Source organism: Halalkalibacter oceani (assembly GCF_023715705.1).
In the GTDB taxonomy this organism is placed as follows: domain Bacteria; phylum Bacillota; class Bacilli; order Bacillales; family Bacillaceae_D; genus Halalkalibacter; species Halalkalibacter oceani_A.
In genome coordinates, this window is record NZ_JAMBOS010000003.1 from 94,039 (window position 1) to 115,224 (window position 21,186).

The following is a 21,186-nucleotide window of genomic DNA, read 5'->3' on the forward strand; positions in this document are numbered from 1 at the left end:
AGGACAATGGAATGAAGAAGACACTTTTCGCCTTGTCTGTCATACTCTTGCTGTTCATGGTCAGCACATTTTATTTCTACAATGAAAAAAATTCAGCAGAAAGAGAGCTGCGTATTTATAAAGAAAGAGTAAGTCAGATGTACACCTATACGATCTATCACCAAGTTCACTATTTAGAAAAAATAATTGATGAAATTGGCGAGCTTGAGAATGCAGCCAATGCCGAGGAGGAACTTCTTCATCTCCATTCGATCAATCACCTCGTTGATAGTATGGTGTTACATAGCTCGAACCTCCTGAATGCTTTGTTTCTTCTTAATGATCATTCAAATCTTGTTGCTAACTTTGAAAGTTATCTAACGTTCTTTCAGACTGAATTAGAGAAGGTGGCAGAGAGACAAAATAAAGCTCAGCTTATACAAATCGCTGGCGATATTGAAAATGACGTCCAGTACCTCCGTCATGTCTTGGAGGAACATCTTGTAACAGGACGATATAAAGATGTACCGATACATAAATTTTATGAAACTTACCGAAGCATGTGGGAGAAAATAAACGAAATAAACGCTGGCGGTAGCTCCGCGTGGCGCAAAGTCCGTACCGAAGAAACCCTCGGTGCGGATTTTTAGTAATGAACGTAGCTGCTATGAATGTTTTTCTCGCAAGGCGCATGACAGGTTTCAATGTAGTAAATCGCTTTATTCACCGCACCGTCATGTTTCATATCCACCCTCCTTCATTTGTAGAATACCAAAATGAAAGTGAACAAACTTAATCGAAATTGCGAAAAAGTTTTGACACCTGGAATACATGTATTGTAGTATACAAGTATGCAAATAGATTAATTGCTAATCATCTGTTATTTTGGAACTAAAAAAGGTGGAGTTGTCATGATTCATAACGAGAATACGAATACCGTGCAAACAAACGTGTACAACATTATCAAAAACGAGATTGTGAAGTTCAATTTAGTTCCAGGACAAAAAATTACAGAGAACAAAATTGCCGAAAAGCTTAGTGTCAGCCGAACTCCGGTAAGGGAAGCGTTTTTGCGGCTTAAGCAGGAAGGGCTGATCGTTGTCTATCCACAGCGCGGCTCGTTTATTTCGCTAATTGACCCGGAGCATGTGGAAGAGGCGAGATACATGCGGGCAACATTAGAGATTGCCACCGTTGAATTGGCATTTGACCATGTTTCTGAAGAGATGCTGGTCAAGCTTGAGGAGAATCTGCAAAAGCAAAAGAACAGCATCGCTGAAAAGCGATATGAGGATTTCTTCGAGTACGATCAGGATTTTCATAAAACGATTTTTGAAGCATGTAACAAGCTGCGTGTCTGGGATTATATGCAGGGCATGATGTTCAACCTGAATCGTATCCGGATGCTTAGCCTTGCTTCGAACTATCATTGGGAAACCCTTTTATTACAGCATGAGCAAATTATTGACAGCATGAGGAACAATGAGCGTGATCAAGCACGTCAGATCATGACGGACCATATGGGGCTTCAATCAATTGATTTTGCCAAGTTCATGCAGGAGTACCCGCAATATTTTTACACGGCTTCGGTCGGGGAACGCTCTTTATGGTAGACAAGCTTAAAGAACAGCTTGTCCGGCAAAATGAAAGCGGTGACATGGATGAGATTTCCTTTGTCATAGACAAAACCAATCTTAAGGGGGAAATAGGATGACGAAGAAAGCATTGTTTTTAGTAGGCTTGGCTCTTTTACTTCTTTTGGCTGCTTGCGGCGGCAATCAAGAAAGCTCAGGTGGGGAGGCAACAGGGGATTCAGGAGGTGCTGAAGGCGCCGAAGAGGGAAGCTATGCATTGAACATTGGTATTGTTGTGACAGAAAATGATCCAATCTATGAAGGGCTTGTTGAATTTAAAAACAATGTGGAAGCGCGTACAAATGGAGACTTAACGGTCGAAATTTATCCAAACTCGCAATTAGGTGATACGGCCGAAATTCAGGAGCAGGCGATGGCCGGTGCAAACGTTGGAACGGTGGCCGATGCCGGAATCATGGCCGATTTTAATCATGAGATGGGGATTTTGCAAGGACCTTATTTGCTGAAAGATTACGAGGAAATCAAGACGGTGACAACGTCCGACTTGTTTCAGGGCTGGGCGGATGATTTGGCGGCTGAACACAATTTGAAAATTTTGTCGATGAACTGGTATCAGGGTGCTCGTCATATGGTGACGAATAAGCCGATCCATGAGCCTGCCGATTTGAATGGATTAAGCATTCGGACGATTGGCGCCGACGTCTTTCTAAAATCGATTGAGGCGATGGGAGCCAACCCAACCGGACTGGCCTGGGCTGAGGTTTATTCAGGAATTCAACAGGGCGTTATTGATGGCGCCGAGGCGCAGCATCCTGCCACGCATGGGGCGAGCCTGTTTGAAGTGGCTGATTACTTGTCGAAAACCGCTCATTTTCAATTGGTAACGGGGCTTGTAATTGGCGATGCATGGTTTACTAGTTTACCAGAGGAATACCAAACGATTGTGCTGGAGGAAGCGGTCGCCGGCGGAGAGTTCGCCTCGCAGCGTGTGATCGATCAACTTGATGAGTACGAAGCAATGATGGCTGAGGCGGGAATGGAAATTATCGAAGTAGATACCGCTCCTTTCAGGGAAGCGACAGATGCGGTATATGAGCAGTTTGAAGGCTATGCCGAGCTGCGCGAGCAAATCAATGAGCTGTTAGGACATTAAGCAGGAGTAGGCTGGGTGAAAACGAGTAATGACGAGGAATGGGAAGGTGGCCTTCATGTCAAACGTGCAAAAATATATCATTTTAATAGAAGAAAAGCTGACAAAGCTTTTATTAATCGCCGTTGTCGGGTTAGTATTCTTTGCCGCTGTATTTAGGTGGGGGGGCTTTCCTGTTGCCTGGTCGGTTGAAATGGCCCAGCTTCTCTTTATTTGGATTATTTTTCTTGGGGCGAATCAGGCATTGCGGAACAACCGGCATATCGGCGTCAATATTCTGACAGAGAAGCTGCCGCAGAAGGTGAAAGTCGCTGTGGCGGCTCTGATGGATCTCCTCGTGGCAGCGTTTCTGATTTTCATGATTTATTATGGCTTCCAGCATAGCCTGCACCACTCCTTGCGGTCGATCCAAAACTTGCCGTTGAGCTATTCCTATATTACGAGCGCGATTCCGGTCGGCTGCTCTTTAATGCTGCTGACACTTATTTTTAAATGGAGCCGGGCGCTGTCTGCGCAGCGGAATCGTAAAGTAGGTAGAGATGATGAATAAGAGATGTCATTTGAATGCAGAGGCTTGCTGCAGGGAGGTGCCGGGATGCTGATCGTCGTGATAGTCTTTGTGGTTTTATTGTTACTGAATATGCCGATCGCTTTTACGATTGGGATTTCGGGTTTGCTCTTTTTTATTCTTGAACCAAATTTGCCTATTAACCTAGCAATACAGCGCTTTGTGTCGGGAACCCAGTCCTTCCCGCTTCTGGCCGTTCCATTCTTTGTTCTCGCAGGGAATTTGCTTAATGCGACCGGGATTACGAAGCGTCTGATCCGGTTTGCCAACGCGCTCACCGGCCATTTGGTTGGCGGCCTGGCACACGTCTCAATCGTTCTTAGTGCGCTAATGGGCGGGATTTCCGGTTCGGCCAATGCCGATGCGGCGATGCAAAGTCGAATTTTGGCGCCGCAAATGATGCAAAAAGGCTACTCCGGTGGTTACTCGGTAGCTGTCATTGCCGTCAGTGCTTTAATTACGGCGACGATTCCACCGAGCATTGGGCTTATTCTCTATGGGTTTGTCGGTCAGGTTTCGATTGGACAGCTGTTTATTGCCGGGATCGTTCCGGGGATTTTGATGACCTTGCTCTTAATGATCGCCGCCTTCGTGATCGCCAAGAAAAATGATTACGACCTTGATCGGCCGCGACGGGCGACATTTAAGGAAGTCGCGGTCGCCTTTAAAGAAAGCTTCTGGGGCTTACTATTCCCAGTTATTTTAATTGTTGGAATCCGTTTTGGCGTGTTTACTCCTTCTGAAGCGGGGGCCTTTGCTGTCGTCTATGCCTTCATTATCGGGAAGTTCGTCTATCGGGAGCTTGATCAGAAAAGCATGCGCACGGTGCTGAAGGATACAGTCGAAGATAACGGGGTTATTATGCTGATTATCGCTGCGGCTTCGATTTTAGGCTATGCGATCACGTTTGCCAGAATACCGCAGACGACCGTCAATACCCTTTTAGGTATAACGGAAAATCCGGTGATCATCATGCTAATTGTCCTGCTGTTTTTATTGCTAGCCGGCATGGTAATGGAAAGCACGGTGAATACGATTCTTCTGACTCCGATTCTGCTGCCGGTCGTGACTAGCATCGGCGTCGACCCGGTTCATTTCGGCGTCATCATGATGACGATTGTGACGATGGGAGGGATGACTCCGCCGGTAGGGGTGACGATGTATACAGTTTGTTCGCTGACAGGGGTTTCTGTTGGTGATTATATAAAATCGGCCACTCCTTTCTTATTGGCAGTGATTGTGCTGATTGCATTAATGACGATCTTCCCGCAGATTGTTATGTTTTTGCCAGAGTTGTTAATGAGATAAACGATGTGAGGTGAATGAATTGAAGCGTTTTATCAATGAGGATTTCCTGCTGGAAACAGACACCGCGAAACGGCTCTATCATGATGTTGCGAAGGAGATGCCGATCTTTGATTATCACTGTCACTTATCGGCACAGGACATCGCGGAAAACAAACAGTTTCAGACAATAACGGAGGCGTGGCTAAGTGACGACCATTATAAATGGAGGGCGATGCGCGCCCATGGCGTTGAGGAAGCGTATATTACGGGAGAAAAGGATGAGAGGGAGAAGTTTCAGAAATGGGCTGAAACCGTACCCCATTTGATCGGGAACCCGCTTTATCACTGGACTCATTTAGAGCTGCGGCGCTGCTTTGGCATGGAGGAGATTTTGACGCCTGCCAACGCGGAACTGATTTGGGGGACATGCAACGAGCTTTTGCAGAAGCCATCCTTTTCTGCACGGGAATTGATTCAAAAGTTCAACGTCAAAGCATTATGCACGACAGATAATCCGGTTGATTCACTGGAATATCATAAGCAGCTGAAGGAGGATCGCTCCTTTAAGGTGAGCGTGTTGCCGACGTTCAGGCCGGATGAGGCGCTGCAATTTGAGCTGGCCGGCTTTGTTGACTGGCTGCATAGGCTTGAAGCGGTCACGGACAGAGAGATTACCACGTACGACGATTTTATCGCCGCCTTGGAGACGCGGGTCGCCTATTTTCATGACGTGGGCTGCCGCTTGTCAGACCACGGTCTTGATCAGCCTTTCTTTCAGCAGGCAACGGAGCAGGAAGTCGGGCAGCTGTTTCAAAAACGGATGGAGGGCCGGCAGCTAACTGCCGAAGAGGCATTGAAGCTGCGCACGGCGACTCTGTTAGCACTCGGAAAAATGTATGCGAAAAAAGGATGGGCGATGCAGTTTCATATTGGTGCTTTGCGGAGAACGAATACGAAAATGCAGCGGATGGCAGGGGCGCATGCCGGCTTTGATTCGATTGCTGATTTTACTTATGCCGAAGACCTTGCCCGGCTGCTCGATACACTTGATCAGACGGATGAGCTTCCGAAAACGATTCTCTATAACCTGAATCCGCGTGATCATTATATGGTGGCGTCGATGGCCGGCAATTTTCAAGGCGGCAGGCCGGGGAAAGTGCAGTTTGGCACGGCCTGGTGGTTCAACGACCAGCGGGACGGGATGGAAGAGCAAATGAAAGTTCTCGCCAATGTTGGCGTCTTCTCCAACTTTGTCGGGATGCTGACAGACTCAAGGAGCTTCCTGTCTTACACGAGGCACGAATATTTCAGGCGGATTCTTTGCAACTTGATCGGCAATTGGGTCGAGAATGGAGAATACCCCGAGGATTACGAATTTTTAGGAGAGCTTGTTGAAAATATTTGCTTCCACAATATACATTCTTATTTACTAGAGGCTCACTAGAACGGAGGTTCACATCAGATGAAAATGGTATTCCGCTGGTTTGGTGAGGGAAACGATACGGTTCCACTGAACCATATAAGGCAAATTCCAGGGGTGGAAGGAGTCGCCTGGGCGCTTCATGATATCCCGGCCGGAGAAGCATGGCCGCTTGAACGGATGATGGAGATCAAGCAGGAAGCTGAAAAGTATAATTTAACTATTGATGTCGTTGAGAGTGTGAATATTCATGAGGATATTAAGCTGGGGGCAGCGACACGGGATGCGTATATCGAAAATTACAAGATGACGATTGAGCGTCTCGCTCAAGTCGGCGTTAAGGTGATCTGCTATAATTTTATGCCGGTGTTTGATTGGGTGCGCACGAATCTTTTTGAACCGCATCCGGATGGATCAACCAGCCTTTTTTATGAGAAGGCGAAGCTGGATGATATGGACCCGTTGGAATTGGTTGAACAGATAACGAAGAACGATGATTTCACGATGCCCGGCTGGGAGCCTGAACGGCTGAAATACTTGACGGAGCTGTTTGCACGTTATCAGCATGTGACCGAGGCCGATTTATGGGAAAATTTGCGTTACTTCTTAGAGGAAGTCGTTCCCGTTGCGGCGAAATATGGTATGACGATGGCGATTCATCCTGATGACCCGCCATGGTCTGTATTCGGCCTGCCGCGGATTGTCACCAATCAGCAAAATATCCGCAACGTATTGCAGCTGGTCGATAGCCCGGCCAATGGGGTCACATTGTGCAGCGGCTCGCTCGGCGCGAACGGCGAGAATGATCTGGTAAAGATGATTAAGGAGTTTGGTGACCGAATTGCCTTCGCTCATATTCGCAATGTGAAAGTATTCGAAAACGGGGACTTTATCGAAACGTCTCACCGCACAAAGGATGGCAGCGTCGATATTACGAGTATTGTCAAAGCCTATCATGACATGAATTTCAAAGGCTACGTGCGTCCTGACCACGGCCGTCATATTTGGGATGAGCAATGCCGCCCGGGCTACGGTCTATATGACCGGGCGCTGGGGATTATGTATTTATGGGGAATTTGGGATACACTCAGTCAGCTTAAGGAGGAGCGGTCATGCGAATGAAAAATGAAAATTTAGCTGGAAAAGTGGCGGTGATTACGGGTGGCAGCGGCGTGCTGTGCGGAGCGATGGCAAGAGAGCTCGGTCGCCATGGAGTTAAGGTCGCGGTTTTAAATCGCAGTGCAGAAAAAGGAAAGCTCGTTGTCGATGATATTGTGGCGGCAAGGGGGACGGCGCTGGCTGTTTCTTGTGACGTTACGGATGGCAAAAGCGTTCAAGCCGCTGAGGCTGCTGTTTATGAGGCGTTCGGACCGTGTGATATTCTAATCAACGGGGCGGGCGGCAATCATCCGCAGGGGACGACGACGAAGGAAACGCTGCAGCCTGAGGATATCGAGAATGAGGATGTAACGAGCTTTTTTGATTTAACGGGAGATGGGTTTGAGTTCGTCTTTAACGTAAACATTATCGGCACGGTTATCCCGAGCCAGGTGTTCGGCAAACGGATGATCAACCGTCCGGGCGCGGTAATGATCAATATTTCATCGATGAGCGCACCTTCCCCGATGACGAAGGTCCCGGCCTACAGCGCCGCTAAGGCGGCGGTGGAGAATTACACGAAATGGCTCGCCGTTCATCTTGCACCGGCTGGCGTGCGTGTCAATGCGATCGCGCCAGGCTTCTTCCTCACTGAGCAAAACCGCCGGCTGTTAACGAATGAGGATGGTTCATTAACAGAGCGCTCGGAGAAAATTATTACCCACACTCCGATGAAACGCTTCGGCAAGCCCGAGGATTTGCTCGGTACATTGCTCTGGTTGGTCGACGAGCAAATGTCCGGGTTTGTCACGGGGATTACAGTCCCGGTTGACGGCGGTTTTCTCGCCTATTCCGGTGTTTAAATAAGAATGTACATAGTCATCAGTCGATTATGGTAAATCGGCTGATGACTATTTTATGATACAAAATGACATATATATATTGCAAAAAGATGAATATATTATATAATATGAGTATCTTAAAGGAAATGAGGGTGAGCGGGATGAATCTGTTTAAAGGAAGCGCCAGCGTCGATGAAAGGATCGTTCATTTACAAAATAAAATTTACCGTGAGATTTACATGCTAGTCTTGCTTATTTGTATCGGCTCCATCGTCGTAAAAACGATTATCCATGGTGTTCAGTTAGGACTGGTCGTAACTGAACTGGTTATCTTATTTAGTCAGGGTGTTTATTATGCAGTGAGGTCGGCTAATCTTGGTGTCTTTTCTGCCGAAGTAGAGCTTCATGACCGGGAAAGCAGGCTGTCGATGAATAAGAAGAATATCATCATAGGGTTAGCGATTGGCGTGGCGATCGCGCTGTTTTTTGGCATTCGCAGCGCGATTGTTTATGGAGAAGGAGCCGCTCAAAGTCTCTCTTATTTTGGAATCGTCTTTTTAGCGTCCTTGATTATGTACGTTCCAGTGCTTGTTCTCATTTTAGTTATCTCCCATCAGGCTGCGTTAAAAAGAAGTGAGCGGGCGATAGAGCGTGAGCTTAAGGAAGATGAAGAGAGTGATCAACCGTGAAGAATATCAAATTGAAAATGGCGCGCGTCGAAAAGGATTTATCACAGGAGCAGCTTGCCAAAATCGTTGGCGTTTCACGACAAACGATTGGGCTGATTGAACTCGGAAAGTATAATCCGAGCCTCAGCCTTTGTCTTGCTATTTGCAAAGCGCTTTCCCGCACATTGGATGAACTGTTTTGGGAGGATGATCAGGGGTAGCAGAGGGTCCCTCTCACGGAGTGGAAAGGAAATGGAACGGGTGCAAAAAAGCACAAAGTGAGCAGGAGATCCGTCTGTTTTCCTGCTCACGAGTAACCGCTCATGCAAAATGCCATGTTGGACGGGCGGTTGGAAGCCGTCACGGTCCGCTCATGGTGAAGCGGGTCCGCCATTTCCTTACAGATCAAGTGATTGCTTATTGTCGATTCGTCTGCTTTGATACCAGCTTTTGATCAATGGAGTTAGCAGCGTGAACAGCCCAAGAATAATCAGAGTGGCTGAAATCGGCCGGCTGAAAAAGACGCTGTAGCTGCCTTCGGACATGACGAGCGCTCTCCGGAAATTCGCCTCCATCATCGGTCCAAGGATCAGGGCAAGGATCACCGGGGAAGCAGGGAAGCCATAGCGCAGCATAATATAACCGATTATTCCTGACACGAGCATGACCCAAACATCAAAGTAGCTGTTGTTTAAGGAATAGGAACCGATGACGCATAGCACGAGAATAATCGGCGCGAGAAATGCTTTTGGAACGAGCAGCACCTTTGTAAATAAGCGTATACCAAGCATTCCATATAGCAGAATGATTAAATTGGCTGCAAGCATCCCGACAAAGAGGGTGTAGACGAGCTCGGCATTTGTATCAAACAGCAACGGTCCCGGCTGTAAGCCTTGTACCATTAGAGCGCCGAGCATGACGGCGGTGACAGCGTCGCCGGGGATTCCTAATGTTAATAATGGAATCATCGCTCCGCCCGTCGAGCCGTTATTGGCCGCCTCGGGCGCGGCAATTCCTTTGATTTCGCCTTCACCAAACTGGTCGGTTTTTTTCGCGAACCGCTTTGCTTCGTTATAAGCAACAAAGGCGGCGATATCGCCGCCGGCTCCCGGGATCATGCCGATACCGGTGCCGATCGCTGACGATCGTAAAATCGTAACCGTGAGAGCGCGGAACTCCACCCATTTTAATTTGACCTTTTTCAGCGTATCGTTCACCTTCTTCGTCGAGGCGGAGAAGAGATCCTCCAACGACTCCAGGGCGGTTGCCGCAGCAAACAGACCAATCATCACCGGAATGAAGTTTACGCCGTTCATTAAATTAAGGCTATCGAACGTAAAGCGCGGAAAGCCGCCCATCGGATCAAGACCGATCGTGGCGATGAGCAAGCCGACAAAGCCGGAAATTAATCCTTTAATGAGCGAGTTTCCGGAGATGCTTGAAATAATCGATAAGCCAAAAAATGCCAGCGCGAATGATTCCGGCGCGCTGAACTGCAAGGCAAAGCTGGCCAGCTTCGGTGCAATTAAGATCAGCACAAGAACGCTGAGGATGCCGCCTGTGACAGAAGATAAAGTCGCTACCGTCAGCGCTTTGTGGGCATAGCCTTTTTGGGAAAGCGCATAGCCTTCAATCGCTGTGGCCGCAGAGGCGGGTGTACCCGGTGTTCGCAGTAGAATCGCTGTGATTGAGCCGCCGTAAATTGCTCCAAAATAAACGCCGACCAGCAACAGAATACCTGTGACGGCTTCCATTCCGAACGTTATCGGTAAAATCAAGGCTACGCCCATTGTCGCCGTCAGTCCCGGAAGTGAACCGATTGATATTCCAACTGCCGATCCAAGCAGGAGGATGGCGATTACTTGAATCGTTAAAATATTGCTTAAGCCTTGAATAAATAAGTCCATGCGATCCCTCCTTAACATAATGGAGCTGTCTCAGCGCCTTTTTCCAACCCGTAATCATGAGACAGTGCATCCGTTCTGCATCAAGTGAACATGCAGACTCTTAAAATAATGTTCCGGTTGGAATCGGAACATTGAGGAGCTGTTTGAAAAAGAAAAAGATAAGAACAGTTGTGAGAAGTGGGATGGCGAGCAACGGGATAAGCCGGCGTTCACGGACCATCCACAGGAAAACAAATAAGAAGATTGGTGTCATAATATGGAAACCAATAATCGGGACAAAGAAAATATAAATAAAAAGCCAACCAATCGTCATTAAGACGAGTTTTGTTCCTTTTTTCCCGGTCTGCTGGCCGCCTTTTAACCCTTTGAAAAATAACAATAGTCCAAGGATCATAATCATGATGGCGTAGGCTCTCGGCATGAAGGCCGGACCCATATCCTGCGGGTTGCCGGTCGGAAATTGGAAAGTAAGATAAAAGAAAAAGACAGCAAATCCCATTACAAAAATGCTGATTAGTACATCATGATTGGCTTTTGTCATATGATCACCTCATATAGAAAAGAAATAGCCGGCGGCCCGGAAGGACGATATAGGTCCGGGGCCGCCTGAACAACGGAATGTCATTTCCGCGTCTGTTTATTGCTGGTTATTCGTCTAAGCCAAGGTCTGGAATCAGCTCTCCATAGAAATCATGGGATTCCTGCATCATCGCTTCAAATTCAGGACCGTCCAGAATCACAATCCCTAAGCCGTTATTGTCCATAAACTCGATAAACTCTTCTTCCTGTGCACCTTTACTAAATGCCTCTGTCAACACTTCAATGACTTCTGGCGGTGTATCCTTCGGCACGGTAAGTCCACGCCAAGGACCAACAGCGACAGCATCAATTCCGAGTTCGGCAAACGTAGGAACATCAGGCATGGCAGGTGAGCGCTCATTCGACATGACGGCAAGCGTCTTCAATGTGCCAGCCTCGACATGAGTCAATACTTCCGCCGGGCTGACCGGGACGACATCAATATGTCCGCCAAGCAATGCTGTGACAGCAGGCGCTGCTCCATCAAATGGCACATGGTTGAATTCCGTACCTGTCGCTTGTTCGATCGAAGCTCCGGCAAGATGCCAGATCGAGCCAGTTCCGGAGTTCCCCATTTGCAGTCCAGGGTTTTCCTTCGCATATTCAATAAATTCTTCCAATGTATCATAAGGGGCATCAGCCGGAACAGTTACCGCCGCCGGGTCAAAGTTTATTTGGCCGATTCCCGCAAAGTTTTCATGTGTGATCGGAGCAAGTCCTAAGTGAGGCAGGGTTGCCAGCTCGACCGTTACCATCGTCACCGTGTATCCGTCGGGTGAGGCATTGGCTCCCTCAGACATTCCAACCGCACCGCCGCCGCCGCTGCGATTGACGACGCCGATCGAAGCACCGAGATGCTTTTCTGCGGCAGAGGCAAGAGCTCTTGCTGTGGCATCCGTTCCGCCCCCAGCATCAAAAGGAACAATTAATGTAATGTTTTGTTCAGGGAATGATGTCCCGGATTCGGCTCCATCTGTTGTCTCTTCTCCATTTTCAGCCGGTTCTTCCGTTTCAGCAGGCTCCCCGGCCCCATCATCGGAAGTTGATTCTGACCCTCCACAACCGGCTAAAAACAGCATGAAGCATACAAAAAATAAACTAGCAATAAATTTTTTCATAGTAGTCCCCCTTTATCGAAATAGAAAACGCTTTCTAAAAACTCGCTTATATTTAAGATCAATTACGGAAATTGAGTTAAAAAAGGAGTATAGAAAGCGTTTACAAAACTGAGTTTATTATTTAATTAAATAAAAGTCAATATTTTTAATTTTATAAATTTCTTTAACGAAGAAAAATTTTTTAGTAAAACCAATAACTGTAAAACATTTTGTCGCCTGTCACACGCCCCTCTATTAGATAAGAAGAATAAAAATTTGGGGGTAATTCAAGTAATGGCGTTTCGCGGATGTCTAAAAGAATCTCGTTTTTAGCCACCTTTGAAAAGTTGTAACGGTTACGTACGCCGCTTCTTTCTTCTAGCTTGCAATGTTAAGAAATTCTTAAGAAATTCAGTAAGGAGATGTTAAGATTTCCTGTTTATACTGAGTGAGCAGGAAAAGAGAGACATGCTATACTACGTTAGACAGGAAAGGGGAGAACGGAAATGGAGCCGTACACGGTATTGGTCGTTGATGATGAAACTGAGATTCGCGATGCAATCGAGATCTATTTACGCAACGAGGGAATTACCGTCATTCAGGCGAAGGACGGGATTGAAGCGATTGATCTTCTGAATGAGCAGACCGTGCATTTGATTATTCTTGATATTATGATGCCACGGCTTGATGGAATAGCGACGACTTTTAAAATTCGTGAAAAGCAAAACATTCCGATCATCATTCTCAGTGCAAAAAGTGAGGACATTGACAAAATACTCGGGCTGCAGGTCGGCGCCGATGACTATGTGACAAAGCCGTTTAATCCGCTGGAGCTGATTGCCCGGGTGAAGTCGCAGCTTAGACGCTATGTCACGCTTGGCACGTATGAGGGCGGAGCGAGAGTGATTGATTTGCACGGTTTGACGATTGATCCGGCGGCGAAGGAGGTTGCCGTTCATGGGGAGGCAGTCAAATTAACGCCGCTTGAATATAAAATCGTTGAACTGTTGATGAGAAATGCAGGTAGGGTCTTTTCGATTCAGGAAATTTATGAGCGGGTTTGGAACGAGCCTTGCTACAATGCGGAAAATACGGTCGCCGTTCACATCCGCAAAATCCGGGAAAAGATCGAGATTGATCCGAAGAATCCAAGATATGTAAAGGTGGTGTGGGGAGTTGGCTATAAAATGGAAAAGTAGAGTAAGAGTAGGTCTTTGGCTCTTACTGATCACCCTGGGGGTCAGTGGAATAATGGCCGGTCTGACTCATAGCAGTGAATATTCAAAAAAGAACTACTTCGAAACAGAAGATTTTGAGCATATCCTTTCGCAATTTATCGGCTACTTACACTTATACGAGCTGAACGACCTTTCCAAGGAAGAAGCGAAGGAACGGATCCCCGTCTCGCAGGAAGAAATTGAAGAGCATCGCTATCGCTATGGGGATTTAACAGAACAGATATCGTCGATTAACGCGCAGTATGAAGCCGATATTCAATTCGCACAAAGCGAAGGGAACGAAGAGCTTGCCTCAGCCTACCGGGAGGAACGCGATGCGAAGATAGAGGATATTACGCTTAATTTTAATAGCGATGAGCATATTGAAGCGAAGATTCGCAATATGAAAGCAAGGCAGGTCGATCAATACTTTCAGGAGCTGGAGAGAGAACGTGCGGCTTTTTTAACGTATAAAAGCATTTTTACGTATTATTTAGAGGATACGGGTACGGGTAATATTTATACGAATACGACCTTGAATATTGCCGATTTCGACCAAGTATTTTCCACGGATAAGATGATATTTATGAAGCGCTATTCAGGTGAAAACGGTGAGTATTTGCCGATGGATGGCCAGTTGGTACACGCGGACGACGGCTTTCCGCTTTTCTCCTATGCGGATATGGGCAATATCGAAGGTGTTATTGCCATTCCAAAGGATCGGACAAATAATTTCATTATGGAATCGTACGATCATTATCAACAGGCGCAGTGGCTATTAGCAGGATATTTTTCATTGGGGCTTCTTTTAACCTGCGCGATGATCTTTAGAAGAAAAAGAATTCCTTTTAAAGAGGTTCTTCCTTATCAAAAAGGGTTGGAGCTTTATAAGCGGATGCCGCAGGACGCCGGGGTGATCCTGTTTATCATTCTAGTCTTTCTCGCCCTGGATTTCGTTGATTCATTGGCAAGAAAGCCGCTTGGCTACAGTCTGTCTTACAATCTTTATTATATGCTGGAGGGCTTTATCATCAACTGGCTGCTCGCGGCAGTTCTGATCGGTCTCTGTCTAGTTCAAGGCAGCTACTTACTGACCGTTGCCAAAGAAAAAGATGAGTGGGGACTTTATTGGGAGAGAACGCTACTTTGCAGGATGATTCAGGCCGTTAAGGAGACCTTTGCGAATCGGAAGGTCGGCACGCAAATGCTCCTTCTTCTCGGCATGATCTATTTGATGGGCTTCGGCGCGATTTTTATCGGTGTTGAGCCAACTCTCGTTATTCCATATGCCATAGTCTTGTTCCTTGTTGGAGGACCGCTTATGCTCTGGCTGTTGAAGCAAGTCGGGTATTTCAACAAAATTGTCAGCCATGCGGCGACTGTGGCGACAGGAGCGGTGACGGCTGACTTGCCGGTGAAAGGAAAGTCGGCGCTAAGCGAGCTGGCAGATGCGATGAATAAAATGAAGGCTGGCGTGCAGGCATCACAGCTGGAGCAGGCGAAAAGTGAACGGTTAAAATCAGAATTGATCACCAATGTCAGTCACGATTTACGGACGCCGCTCACATCGATTATTACCTATACCGAATTGCTCAAGGCGCCGGATACGACAAGCGAGGATCGGCAGGCGTATATTGAAATCATCGATCGGAAGTCAAAGCGGCTGAAAGTGTTAATTGATGATTTATTCGAAGCCTCGAAAATGGCCAGTGGAAACATTGAATTGGTTAAAGAGCGGGCTGATATCGTCCAGCTGCTGCAGCAGACGCTCGCTGAGCATAATGAAACGATTCAGGCTTCAACATTACAGTTCCGCGTCACCCATGAACAGACGCATGTCTTTGCATTCGTTGACGGGCAAAAGCTTTGGCGGGTATTCGATAACGTAATCGCCAACATTTTACACTATTCGCTTGAGCATACGAGGGTCTATATTTCAAGCAAGCGTGAGAACGGCCAGGTTATCATCACCTTCAAAAATGTAACGAAATACGAGCTTGGCGACAATAGTGAAGAGTTATTCGAACGGTTCAAGCGCGGTGATGCTTCCCGTCATACTGAAGGCTCCGGTCTCGGTCTGGCGATCGCCAAGTCGATTATCGACCTCCACGGCGGCAGCCTGACCATTGAGGTTGACGGTGACTTATTCAAGGTAATTGTTGTTCTGGACGCGCTGGACAGGTAGAAATTGGCGAAGGCAGTGGCTTCGTTCTGCGCACATACAATCGCCCCGGGGAAGAGCTTGGGACAAAACCAGTTAGCATAGAGCAGCAATGGCTTCACTCGCCACAAGCGTGTTGTGAGAAACCCGCTCACAACACGCGTTCAAAGAACGTGGCGGTTACGCTCATGCTTGGGGGCTGGACCAAACAACCTTTTGGTCCAGTCTCTTTAATATCCCGCCTCGTAGTCTATGACATTTAGAGAGGGCTGGTTGCCGGCTAAATAGCTTTTGAGGTTTGGCAGAAAGATGTCCTCGATTAACCGACGGGCATAATGTTCGGTGGCTCCGGCTGTGTGCGGCGTAATGATTACCTGTTCCATTTCCCAGAGAGGACTGTCCGCCGGAAGCGGCTCGGTTGAGACAACATCGAGTCCGGCGCCGGCAAGCTGCTCCTGCTGCAAGGCTGTAATCAGGCTTTCTTCGTCGACAATATCACCGCGGCCAATATTGATGAAAAACGCCGAGCGCTTCATCTTGGCAAACTGTTCTTGACCAAAGAGGTGATGCGTTTCTTTTGTGAGCGGGAGGGTAACAACAACATAATCACATTTTGGCAGGATCGAGTTTAATTCATCAATCGGATACATCTCATCAACATAATCCGTTGGCTTCGCCGACCGTCTGACACCAAGCACGGTCATTCCGAATGCCTTGGCGATTTTCGCTGTTTCTTTGCCGATCGCCCCTACGCCGATAATGCCGATTGTTTTTTGGTGAAGCTCAAGACGGATGGAGCCGTCGTGCCACACTTTCTTTTGCTGGTTTCTGACATACGTATGGATGTTGCGGGTAAGAGCAAGCATGAGGGCAAATACTGTTTCAGAAATAGGATAGGCGTGAACACCATTCCCGCCGGTGACGAGGATATCGCGCTCTTTGAGCTTGGATAATGGCAGGTTATTGACGCCAGCCGTCCATGATTGGAGCCAGCGAAGCTCTGCCGGCTGCTCGAGACAGGCCAAGGCCATTTCTTTCTTCCAGCCGACAATAATTTCGGCCTGGTTCAATTTGTCATGCCAAACTTCCTTGTTTCTTCCACTGATTATATTCCAATCCGGGAGAGCGTCTTTGACTTTGTCCAGCAGCACGCTTTCGATATCGTGAGTGATGATGAGGGTTCGGGTCATTGGGAAACTCCTTTCGTTATTGAGACAGCGACTTATTTGCTATAATCTATTATAGCGCTATATCGCTTTCTTTTGAAAGAAAGACAAATAGTGGAACCGGTACTCGGGCCGGAGTTTGGAAGGAGAGAAGCCAATGAAGGTTGAGCCATTACCGCAATCGTTTTTTGAACAGCCTACTCTTAATTTAGCAAAGGCCTTGCTCGGCAAGCTGCTCGTGAAAGAGACGGCTTCAGGTATGGCCTCCGGCTGGATTGTCGAAACGGAAGCGTATATTGGACCGGGTGACCGCGCGGCTCACAGCTTTGGCAACCGGCGCACGCCGCGCACGGAAATCATGTTTGCTGCACCGGGCTATGTCTATACATATGTCATGCATACCCATTGTCTCGTCAATGTCGTGTCAGGCGATATCGATCAGCCGGAAGCGGTGCTGATTCGGGCGGTAGAGCCGTATCAGGGGCTGGAGCTCATGTATGAGCGGCGCGGAGAGAAGAAAAAAGAGCAGGAGTTGACGAATGGACCAGGAAAGCTGACGAAAGCGCTTGGCATCGACCGTAACGACTACGGACGGCGCTTTGTGGAGCCTCCTTTGTATATTGCCGAAGGACGCCAGCCCGGCAGCATTATGAGCGGTCCGCGGATCGGGATTGACAACAGCGGAGAAGCAAGAGAATATCCGTGGCGGTTTTGGGTCAATGGGAACCGCTTTGTGTCAAGATAAGGGTCAGCTAAAGGTATTTTGTCTGTAGGCACGCAACCGGGAAAGTCAACCTGCTTACAGCTTCTACAACGATTTTGGAAGCGAAAAAAAGCTGTCCTGAAAGGTCATGTTCAACCCTTTCAGGACAGCTTTTCTAATAGCTTGTCTCATTCTGCGTTCCGGTTATGCTTCGCTTGCCGCTTTGTCAGTAGCGGCCGTTTCGCTCTTGATGATTTTCGCATCGAAAATAAACGGACCAAACGGAACGACTGACGCCACGACAGCGAGCAGTCCTTTCATGAACGACCAACGGAAGGCGATCATTAAATAGGCGACAGCGAGCAAGTAAATTACGAAAAGAATCCCATGTGCCATTCCTGTGATCGTGACAGCGAGCGGCATATCAAACCAATATTTTAATGGCATGGCAATTCCAAGCAACAGTAAGAAGGATATGCCTTCCAAATAGCTGATGATTCTAAAACTTTTTAAAGAGGCACTCACCAATAATCAGCTCCTTTATAATAAGAAAAAGTAGATGGTGGTTATTTTGCATAGCATCCATACCAAGTATAGCAGCTTTTTCTTAGCGGAGAGAGCCAGGAATGCGGCAATCTGGTGGATTTTTTGTGAAAACGTGAAAGCAGCCGCTGATTATGCTTTCAACTGACCAAGCAGCTGTTGGTAGGCGGCCGCCTCCTCATGTTTCCCGAGTTTTTGATAAGTCTTCACAAGCCATTCAAGTGGACTGGTGTCATTCGGGCGCAGCTCCATGTCCCAACTAAAGCAGTCGATTGCTTTTTCATACTGCCCAAATTCAAAATAGAACTGGCCGAGTTCCAGCTGGTTGTCGGCTTCTTCTTCGAGTTTCAGCACTTGAGCGAGCCGCTCCTCCAACGGTTGCAAGGTGGCCTGTTTGGCATTTTTGATCCATTCGTGCAGCTCCTTTAGTTGGTAGCGCTGCAGCAGGGCAGGAAGCGAGAGACGGATGATCCGTTCCAGCACAGCGGGGTGGCCATGAAGCAGCTTGAATAATCGTTTTGAGACCTTTTTGGCCAGCAGATTGTCCGGAACCGCCGTTAGCTGCCGCCAAATATCAGGTAACTGCATGAGCTCTTCCTTGGAAAGACGGAAAGAATGTGTCAACAGGAGCTGGATCGCTTTGTCATATTCATTTTGCTTGATCAGGAAGTGGAAGACTTGAGCATGAAGCCCGCTTTCAGCAGGGACACTTTCTGTCAGGGCGAAGAGGCAGCGTAGACAATCCTGCTCACTAAAAGCAGATTGGTAAGAGGTGATCAGGGGCGCAAGGGCTTCCCTGGACGGGTTTCGCTTGTAGCTGTCGGTTTGCAGGACAAGGAGATTGAGCGTGTTTTTCTGATTTTTATACAGAGCGGTTAGTAGGCCGTCGTCCTCCTTTTTGATATAGCGGATGAACGCTTTCTGTTCCACATACAAAGGATCGGTTTCCAGCAGGGTGGAAAGTGGAGCCTGATATAGTTCAGCCGCTTTTGTGTAGTCCGGATGGATGACCGTCGATTGCAGCCAATCCTGTTTATAGCCACGCAGGCGCAGAAGGGTGGCAAGGCGAAAGGCATTGTTCAGCTGACCATTGCGGCGATAGGAAAAAAAGAGATCCTTCAATGAGGTTTCGAGTTCCTTCGGGGTCAGAATATGATCGAAATAGGAGAAAATAAGCGCGGTGTCCTCAGCCGGATAGGACCGTTTCAGGCGCAGGAGAAATTGTGACAGACCATCAGCATGAAGTGTCTCTGCCGGGTCAGCGAGTAAGGAAAAAAACGGGGCTGCCTGTTCAATATGAAGACCTCTTTTTTCGGCCAAAGCTAAAAAGGTCCCCGGCTCCGCTGCATGCTGTGGAAGAGCGGTAAGGAAATGATTATGATAAAAATAGAGCAGGTAGCGTTCAGCGCTTGTCGTCTCCTCGCATTCCACCAGGGTACATTGTTGAAAAACCGTTATTTTATCTGGCTGTATCTTTTTGCTCTGTTTATTGATGATCAGGGTCCAAACATATGAATTATTCACCCAATCCCTCCTTTTTTATAAGTGTAACACACTCCAGGTTTGATTTCCTGAGCGACTTTTCGGCCTGCTTAGGGAAAGGAAGCTGTTTATGGTAAGATGAGAAAAGAAAACAGCTAATGAAGAGTAAGGTTGGATCGTAATGGCAAAAGAAGAAACAGCAGTGATTAAACAGCGTTTCGCGACGAAAATGAAAAATGGCTATCCGCTCATTGAGAAATCAGCGTTCGACCAGCCGTTTATCGATTCGCTTCAGGAAGGAACGCTGCTCCAGCTGCTTGACGAAAAGGGTTCATTTCTCGGCAAAGGGTATTTTGGCCGGCAAAATAAAGGAGTCGGCTGGGTGCTGACAAGAAAGCAGGGTGAGAAGATTGACCGTCATTTCTTTCAATCCCGTCTTAAGGCCGCCTTTGACAAACGGACCGCGCTGCAGGCAGATGACCGGACGACGGTTTTCCGCCTGTTTAACGGCGAGGGAGACGGAATCGGCGGATTGACGATCGATTATTATGACCGGTTTTATCTGTGCACCTGGTACAGCGAGGGGATCTATACCTTTCGTAAAGAGATTTACGAGGCGCTGCAAGCAATCGTGTCATGCAAAGGGATCTATGAGAAAAAGCGCTTCTCGGCGAAAGGCCAGTATGTGGAGGACGATGATTTTGTCAGCGGCGAACGGGGGGAATTTCCATTATTGGTTAAGGAGAATGGTATGACATTCGCTGTGTATTTGAATGATGGACCGATGACGGGGATTTTTCTTGATCAGCGTGACGTCCGCCGACGAATTCGCGATCATTATGCCGCCGGCAAGGATGTGTTAAATACATTTTCTTATACGGGAGCGTTTTCGGTTGCGGCCGCTTTGGGAGGAGCGCGAAAAACGACAAGCGTCGATCTTGCCAAACGCAGTTTACCAAAAACCATTGAACAGTTCAGTATCAACCAACTTGATTATGAAGCACAGGATATTGTCGTGATGGATGTGTTTCAATATTTTTCCTACGCACGCAAAAAAGGAAAGACATTTGACTTGGTTGTGCTTGACCCGCCAAGCTTTGCCCGCTCGAAAAAAAGAACGTTCAGCGCCCAGAAAGACTATACCGGTTTGCTGCAGGAAGCGATTGCCTTGACGAGGAGAAATGGTGTCATTGTCGCCTCGACCAATTGCAGCCTCTTTTCGATGAAAAAGTTTCATTCCTTTATTCGCGAAGCTTTTTCACGTGAAGGAGTCAACTATGAGTTGATTGAGCAATATAGTCTGCCTGCTGATTTCCGCACAATGAAGGCCTTCCCTGAAGGTGATTATTTAAAGGTTGTCTTTCTGAAAAGGCTAAGCTGACGGGTTGCAGGTGAGGTTGACTTGATCTGAGACTTTGCTCAACGATAAGGAGGGATTCGAGGAAGGGCGTCGGCTTCGCGCGTTACGCGGATGGCTGAAGAAAGCCCGTTTTCAGCCATCCTTAAAAGAGATTGTAACGGCTCCGCACGCCGCTTCTAAGAAAAGCCGCTACGCGGTTTTCATAAGGGGCAATAGGATAAAAAGGTTTTCTAGGGTTCCGCGCCGGCAGGCGGTCTGGACCGAGAGAAAACGCACGGGCTCCGAGCCTGTGACACGGAGGGATAAAAGCCCGGGAGAATTCTGTTGAAGAGACAGAAGGCTCCCGGGCTTTTTCTGTGAGGAG

At 47.6% G+C, this 21,186-nt stretch carries 20 protein-coding genes and 1 riboswitch; of the genes, 14 read left to right on the forward strand and 6 right to left on the reverse strand.

What is annotated here, in order from left to right; genetic code table 11:
• Positions 1-11: 11 nt before the first annotated feature.
• From M3212_RS04035 to M3212_RS04080, 10 genes are all read left to right on the forward strand, one after another.
• Complete coding sequence (locus M3212_RS04035; RefSeq protein ID WP_251192670.1) at positions 12-629, forward strand: hypothetical protein; 618 nt, start codon at positions 12-14, stop codon at positions 627-629.
• A gap of 261 nt (positions 630-890) precedes the next feature.
• Entirely contained in the window at positions 891-1,592 is a 702-nt protein-coding gene (locus M3212_RS04040; protein ID WP_251192671.1) for a GntR family transcriptional regulator, read from the forward strand.
• Between the two features lie 97 nt (positions 1,593-1,689).
• A complete protein-coding gene (locus M3212_RS04045; protein ID WP_251192672.1) occupies positions 1,690-2,727 on the forward strand; it encodes a C4-dicarboxylate TRAP transporter substrate-binding protein in 1,038 nt (345 codons plus the stop codon).
• A gap of 55 nt (positions 2,728-2,782) precedes the next feature.
• Positions 2,783-3,274 carry a TRAP transporter small permease gene (locus tag M3212_RS04050; RefSeq protein WP_251192673.1) on the forward strand — a complete coding sequence of 164 codons (492 nt, stop codon included), beginning with the start codon at positions 2,783-2,785 and terminating at the stop codon, positions 3,272-3,274.
• Positions 3,275-3,277: 3 nt separating this feature from the next.
• A complete protein-coding gene (locus M3212_RS04055) occupies positions 3,278-4,600 on the forward strand; it encodes a TRAP transporter large permease (RefSeq protein WP_251192674.1) in 1,323 nt (440 codons plus the stop codon).
• A 19-nt stretch (positions 4,601-4,619) separates the two neighbouring features.
• Complete coding sequence (gene uxaC / locus M3212_RS04060; protein ID WP_251192675.1) at positions 4,620-6,023, forward strand: glucuronate isomerase; 1,404 nt, start codon at positions 4,620-4,622, stop codon at positions 6,021-6,023.
• An 18-nt stretch (positions 6,024-6,041) separates the two neighbouring features.
• Positions 6,042-7,121: a mannonate dehydratase gene (gene uxuA, locus M3212_RS04065; RefSeq protein ID WP_251192676.1), complete on the forward strand. Its 1,080-nt coding sequence runs from the start codon at positions 6,042-6,044 to the stop codon at positions 7,119-7,121.
• On the forward strand, positions 7,112-7,960 hold the full coding sequence (locus tag M3212_RS04070; RefSeq protein ID WP_251192677.1) for an SDR family oxidoreductase: 849 nt from the start codon (positions 7,112-7,114) through the stop codon (positions 7,958-7,960). The genes uxuA and M3212_RS04070 overlap by 10 nt, the downstream gene beginning before the upstream one ends.
• A gap of 140 nt (positions 7,961-8,100) precedes the next feature.
• Positions 8,101-8,628 (forward strand): DUF6773 family protein, encoded by a 528-nt coding sequence (locus M3212_RS04075; protein ID WP_251192678.1) that lies wholly within the window; start codon positions 8,101-8,103, stop codon positions 8,626-8,628.
• Complete coding sequence (locus M3212_RS04080) at positions 8,625-8,828, forward strand: helix-turn-helix transcriptional regulator (protein ID WP_251192679.1); 204 nt, start codon at positions 8,625-8,627, stop codon at positions 8,826-8,828. The genes M3212_RS04075 and M3212_RS04080 overlap by 4 nt, the downstream gene beginning before the upstream one ends.
• Positions 8,829-9,005: 177 nt before the next feature.
• On the opposite strand, the gene M3212_RS04085 is transcribed toward M3212_RS04080, so the two are convergent.
• The 3 genes from M3212_RS04085 to M3212_RS04095 all read right to left on the reverse strand — a co-directional run bounded on the left by M3212_RS04085 (position 9,006) and on the right by M3212_RS04095 (position 12,211).
• Positions 9,006-10,514 carry a tripartite tricarboxylate transporter permease gene (locus tag M3212_RS04085; protein WP_251192680.1) on the reverse strand — a complete coding sequence of 503 codons (1,509 nt, stop codon included), beginning with the start codon at positions 10,512-10,514 and terminating at the stop codon, positions 9,006-9,008.
• A 100-nt stretch (positions 10,515-10,614) separates the two neighbouring features.
• Complete coding sequence (locus M3212_RS04090; RefSeq protein ID WP_251192681.1) at positions 10,615-11,055, reverse strand: tripartite tricarboxylate transporter TctB family protein; 441 nt, start codon at positions 11,053-11,055, stop codon at positions 10,615-10,617.
• Positions 11,056-11,161: 106 nt separating this feature from the next.
• Positions 11,162-12,211 carry a tripartite tricarboxylate transporter substrate binding protein gene (locus tag M3212_RS04095; protein WP_251192682.1) on the reverse strand — a complete coding sequence of 350 codons (1,050 nt, stop codon included), beginning with the start codon at positions 12,209-12,211 and terminating at the stop codon, positions 11,162-11,164.
• A gap of 485 nt (positions 12,212-12,696) precedes the next feature.
• Between M3212_RS04095 and M3212_RS04100 the strand changes: the two genes are divergently transcribed.
• On the forward strand, positions 12,697-13,389 hold the full coding sequence (locus tag M3212_RS04100) for a response regulator transcription factor (protein WP_251192683.1): 693 nt from the start codon (positions 12,697-12,699) through the stop codon (positions 13,387-13,389).
• Positions 13,367-15,592 (forward strand): sensor histidine kinase, encoded by a 2,226-nt coding sequence (locus M3212_RS04105; RefSeq protein WP_251192684.1) that lies wholly within the window; start codon positions 13,367-13,369, stop codon positions 15,590-15,592. The genes M3212_RS04100 and M3212_RS04105 overlap by 23 nt, the downstream gene beginning before the upstream one ends.
• Positions 15,593-15,798: 206 nt before the next feature.
• Here the strand turns inward: M3212_RS04105 and M3212_RS04110 are convergent, their stop codons facing one another.
• On the reverse strand, positions 15,799-16,758 hold the full coding sequence (locus M3212_RS04110; protein WP_251192685.1) for a D-2-hydroxyacid dehydrogenase: 960 nt from the start codon (positions 16,756-16,758) through the stop codon (positions 15,799-15,801).
• Positions 16,759-16,891: 133 nt separating this feature from the next.
• On the opposite strand from M3212_RS04110, the gene M3212_RS04115 reads away from it, so the two are divergent.
• On the forward strand, positions 16,892-17,479 hold the full coding sequence (locus M3212_RS04115; protein ID WP_251192686.1) for a DNA-3-methyladenine glycosylase: 588 nt from the start codon (positions 16,892-16,894) through the stop codon (positions 17,477-17,479).
• 162 nt (positions 17,480-17,641) lie between these two features.
• Here M3212_RS04115 and M3212_RS04120 read toward each other — a convergent pair whose 3' ends face one another.
• Both M3212_RS04120 and M3212_RS04125 read right to left on the reverse strand, forming a co-directional pair.
• Positions 17,642-17,965 (reverse strand): DUF3817 domain-containing protein, encoded by a 324-nt coding sequence (locus M3212_RS04120; RefSeq protein ID WP_251192687.1) that lies wholly within the window; start codon positions 17,963-17,965, stop codon positions 17,642-17,644.
• A 147-nt stretch (positions 17,966-18,112) separates the two neighbouring features.
• A complete protein-coding gene (locus M3212_RS04125) occupies positions 18,113-19,504 on the reverse strand; it encodes a hypothetical protein (protein WP_251192688.1) in 1,392 nt (463 codons plus the stop codon).
• Between the two features lie 139 nt (positions 19,505-19,643).
• Between M3212_RS04125 and M3212_RS04130 the strand changes: the two genes are divergently transcribed.
• Entirely contained in the window at positions 19,644-20,843 is a 1,200-nt protein-coding gene (locus M3212_RS04130) for a class I SAM-dependent rRNA methyltransferase (protein ID WP_251192689.1), read from the forward strand.
• Positions 20,844-21,041: 198 nt separating this feature from the next.
• Positions 21,042-21,141, forward strand: a riboswitch (guanidine-I (ykkC/yxkD leader).
• Positions 21,142-21,186 lie beyond the last annotated feature (45 nt).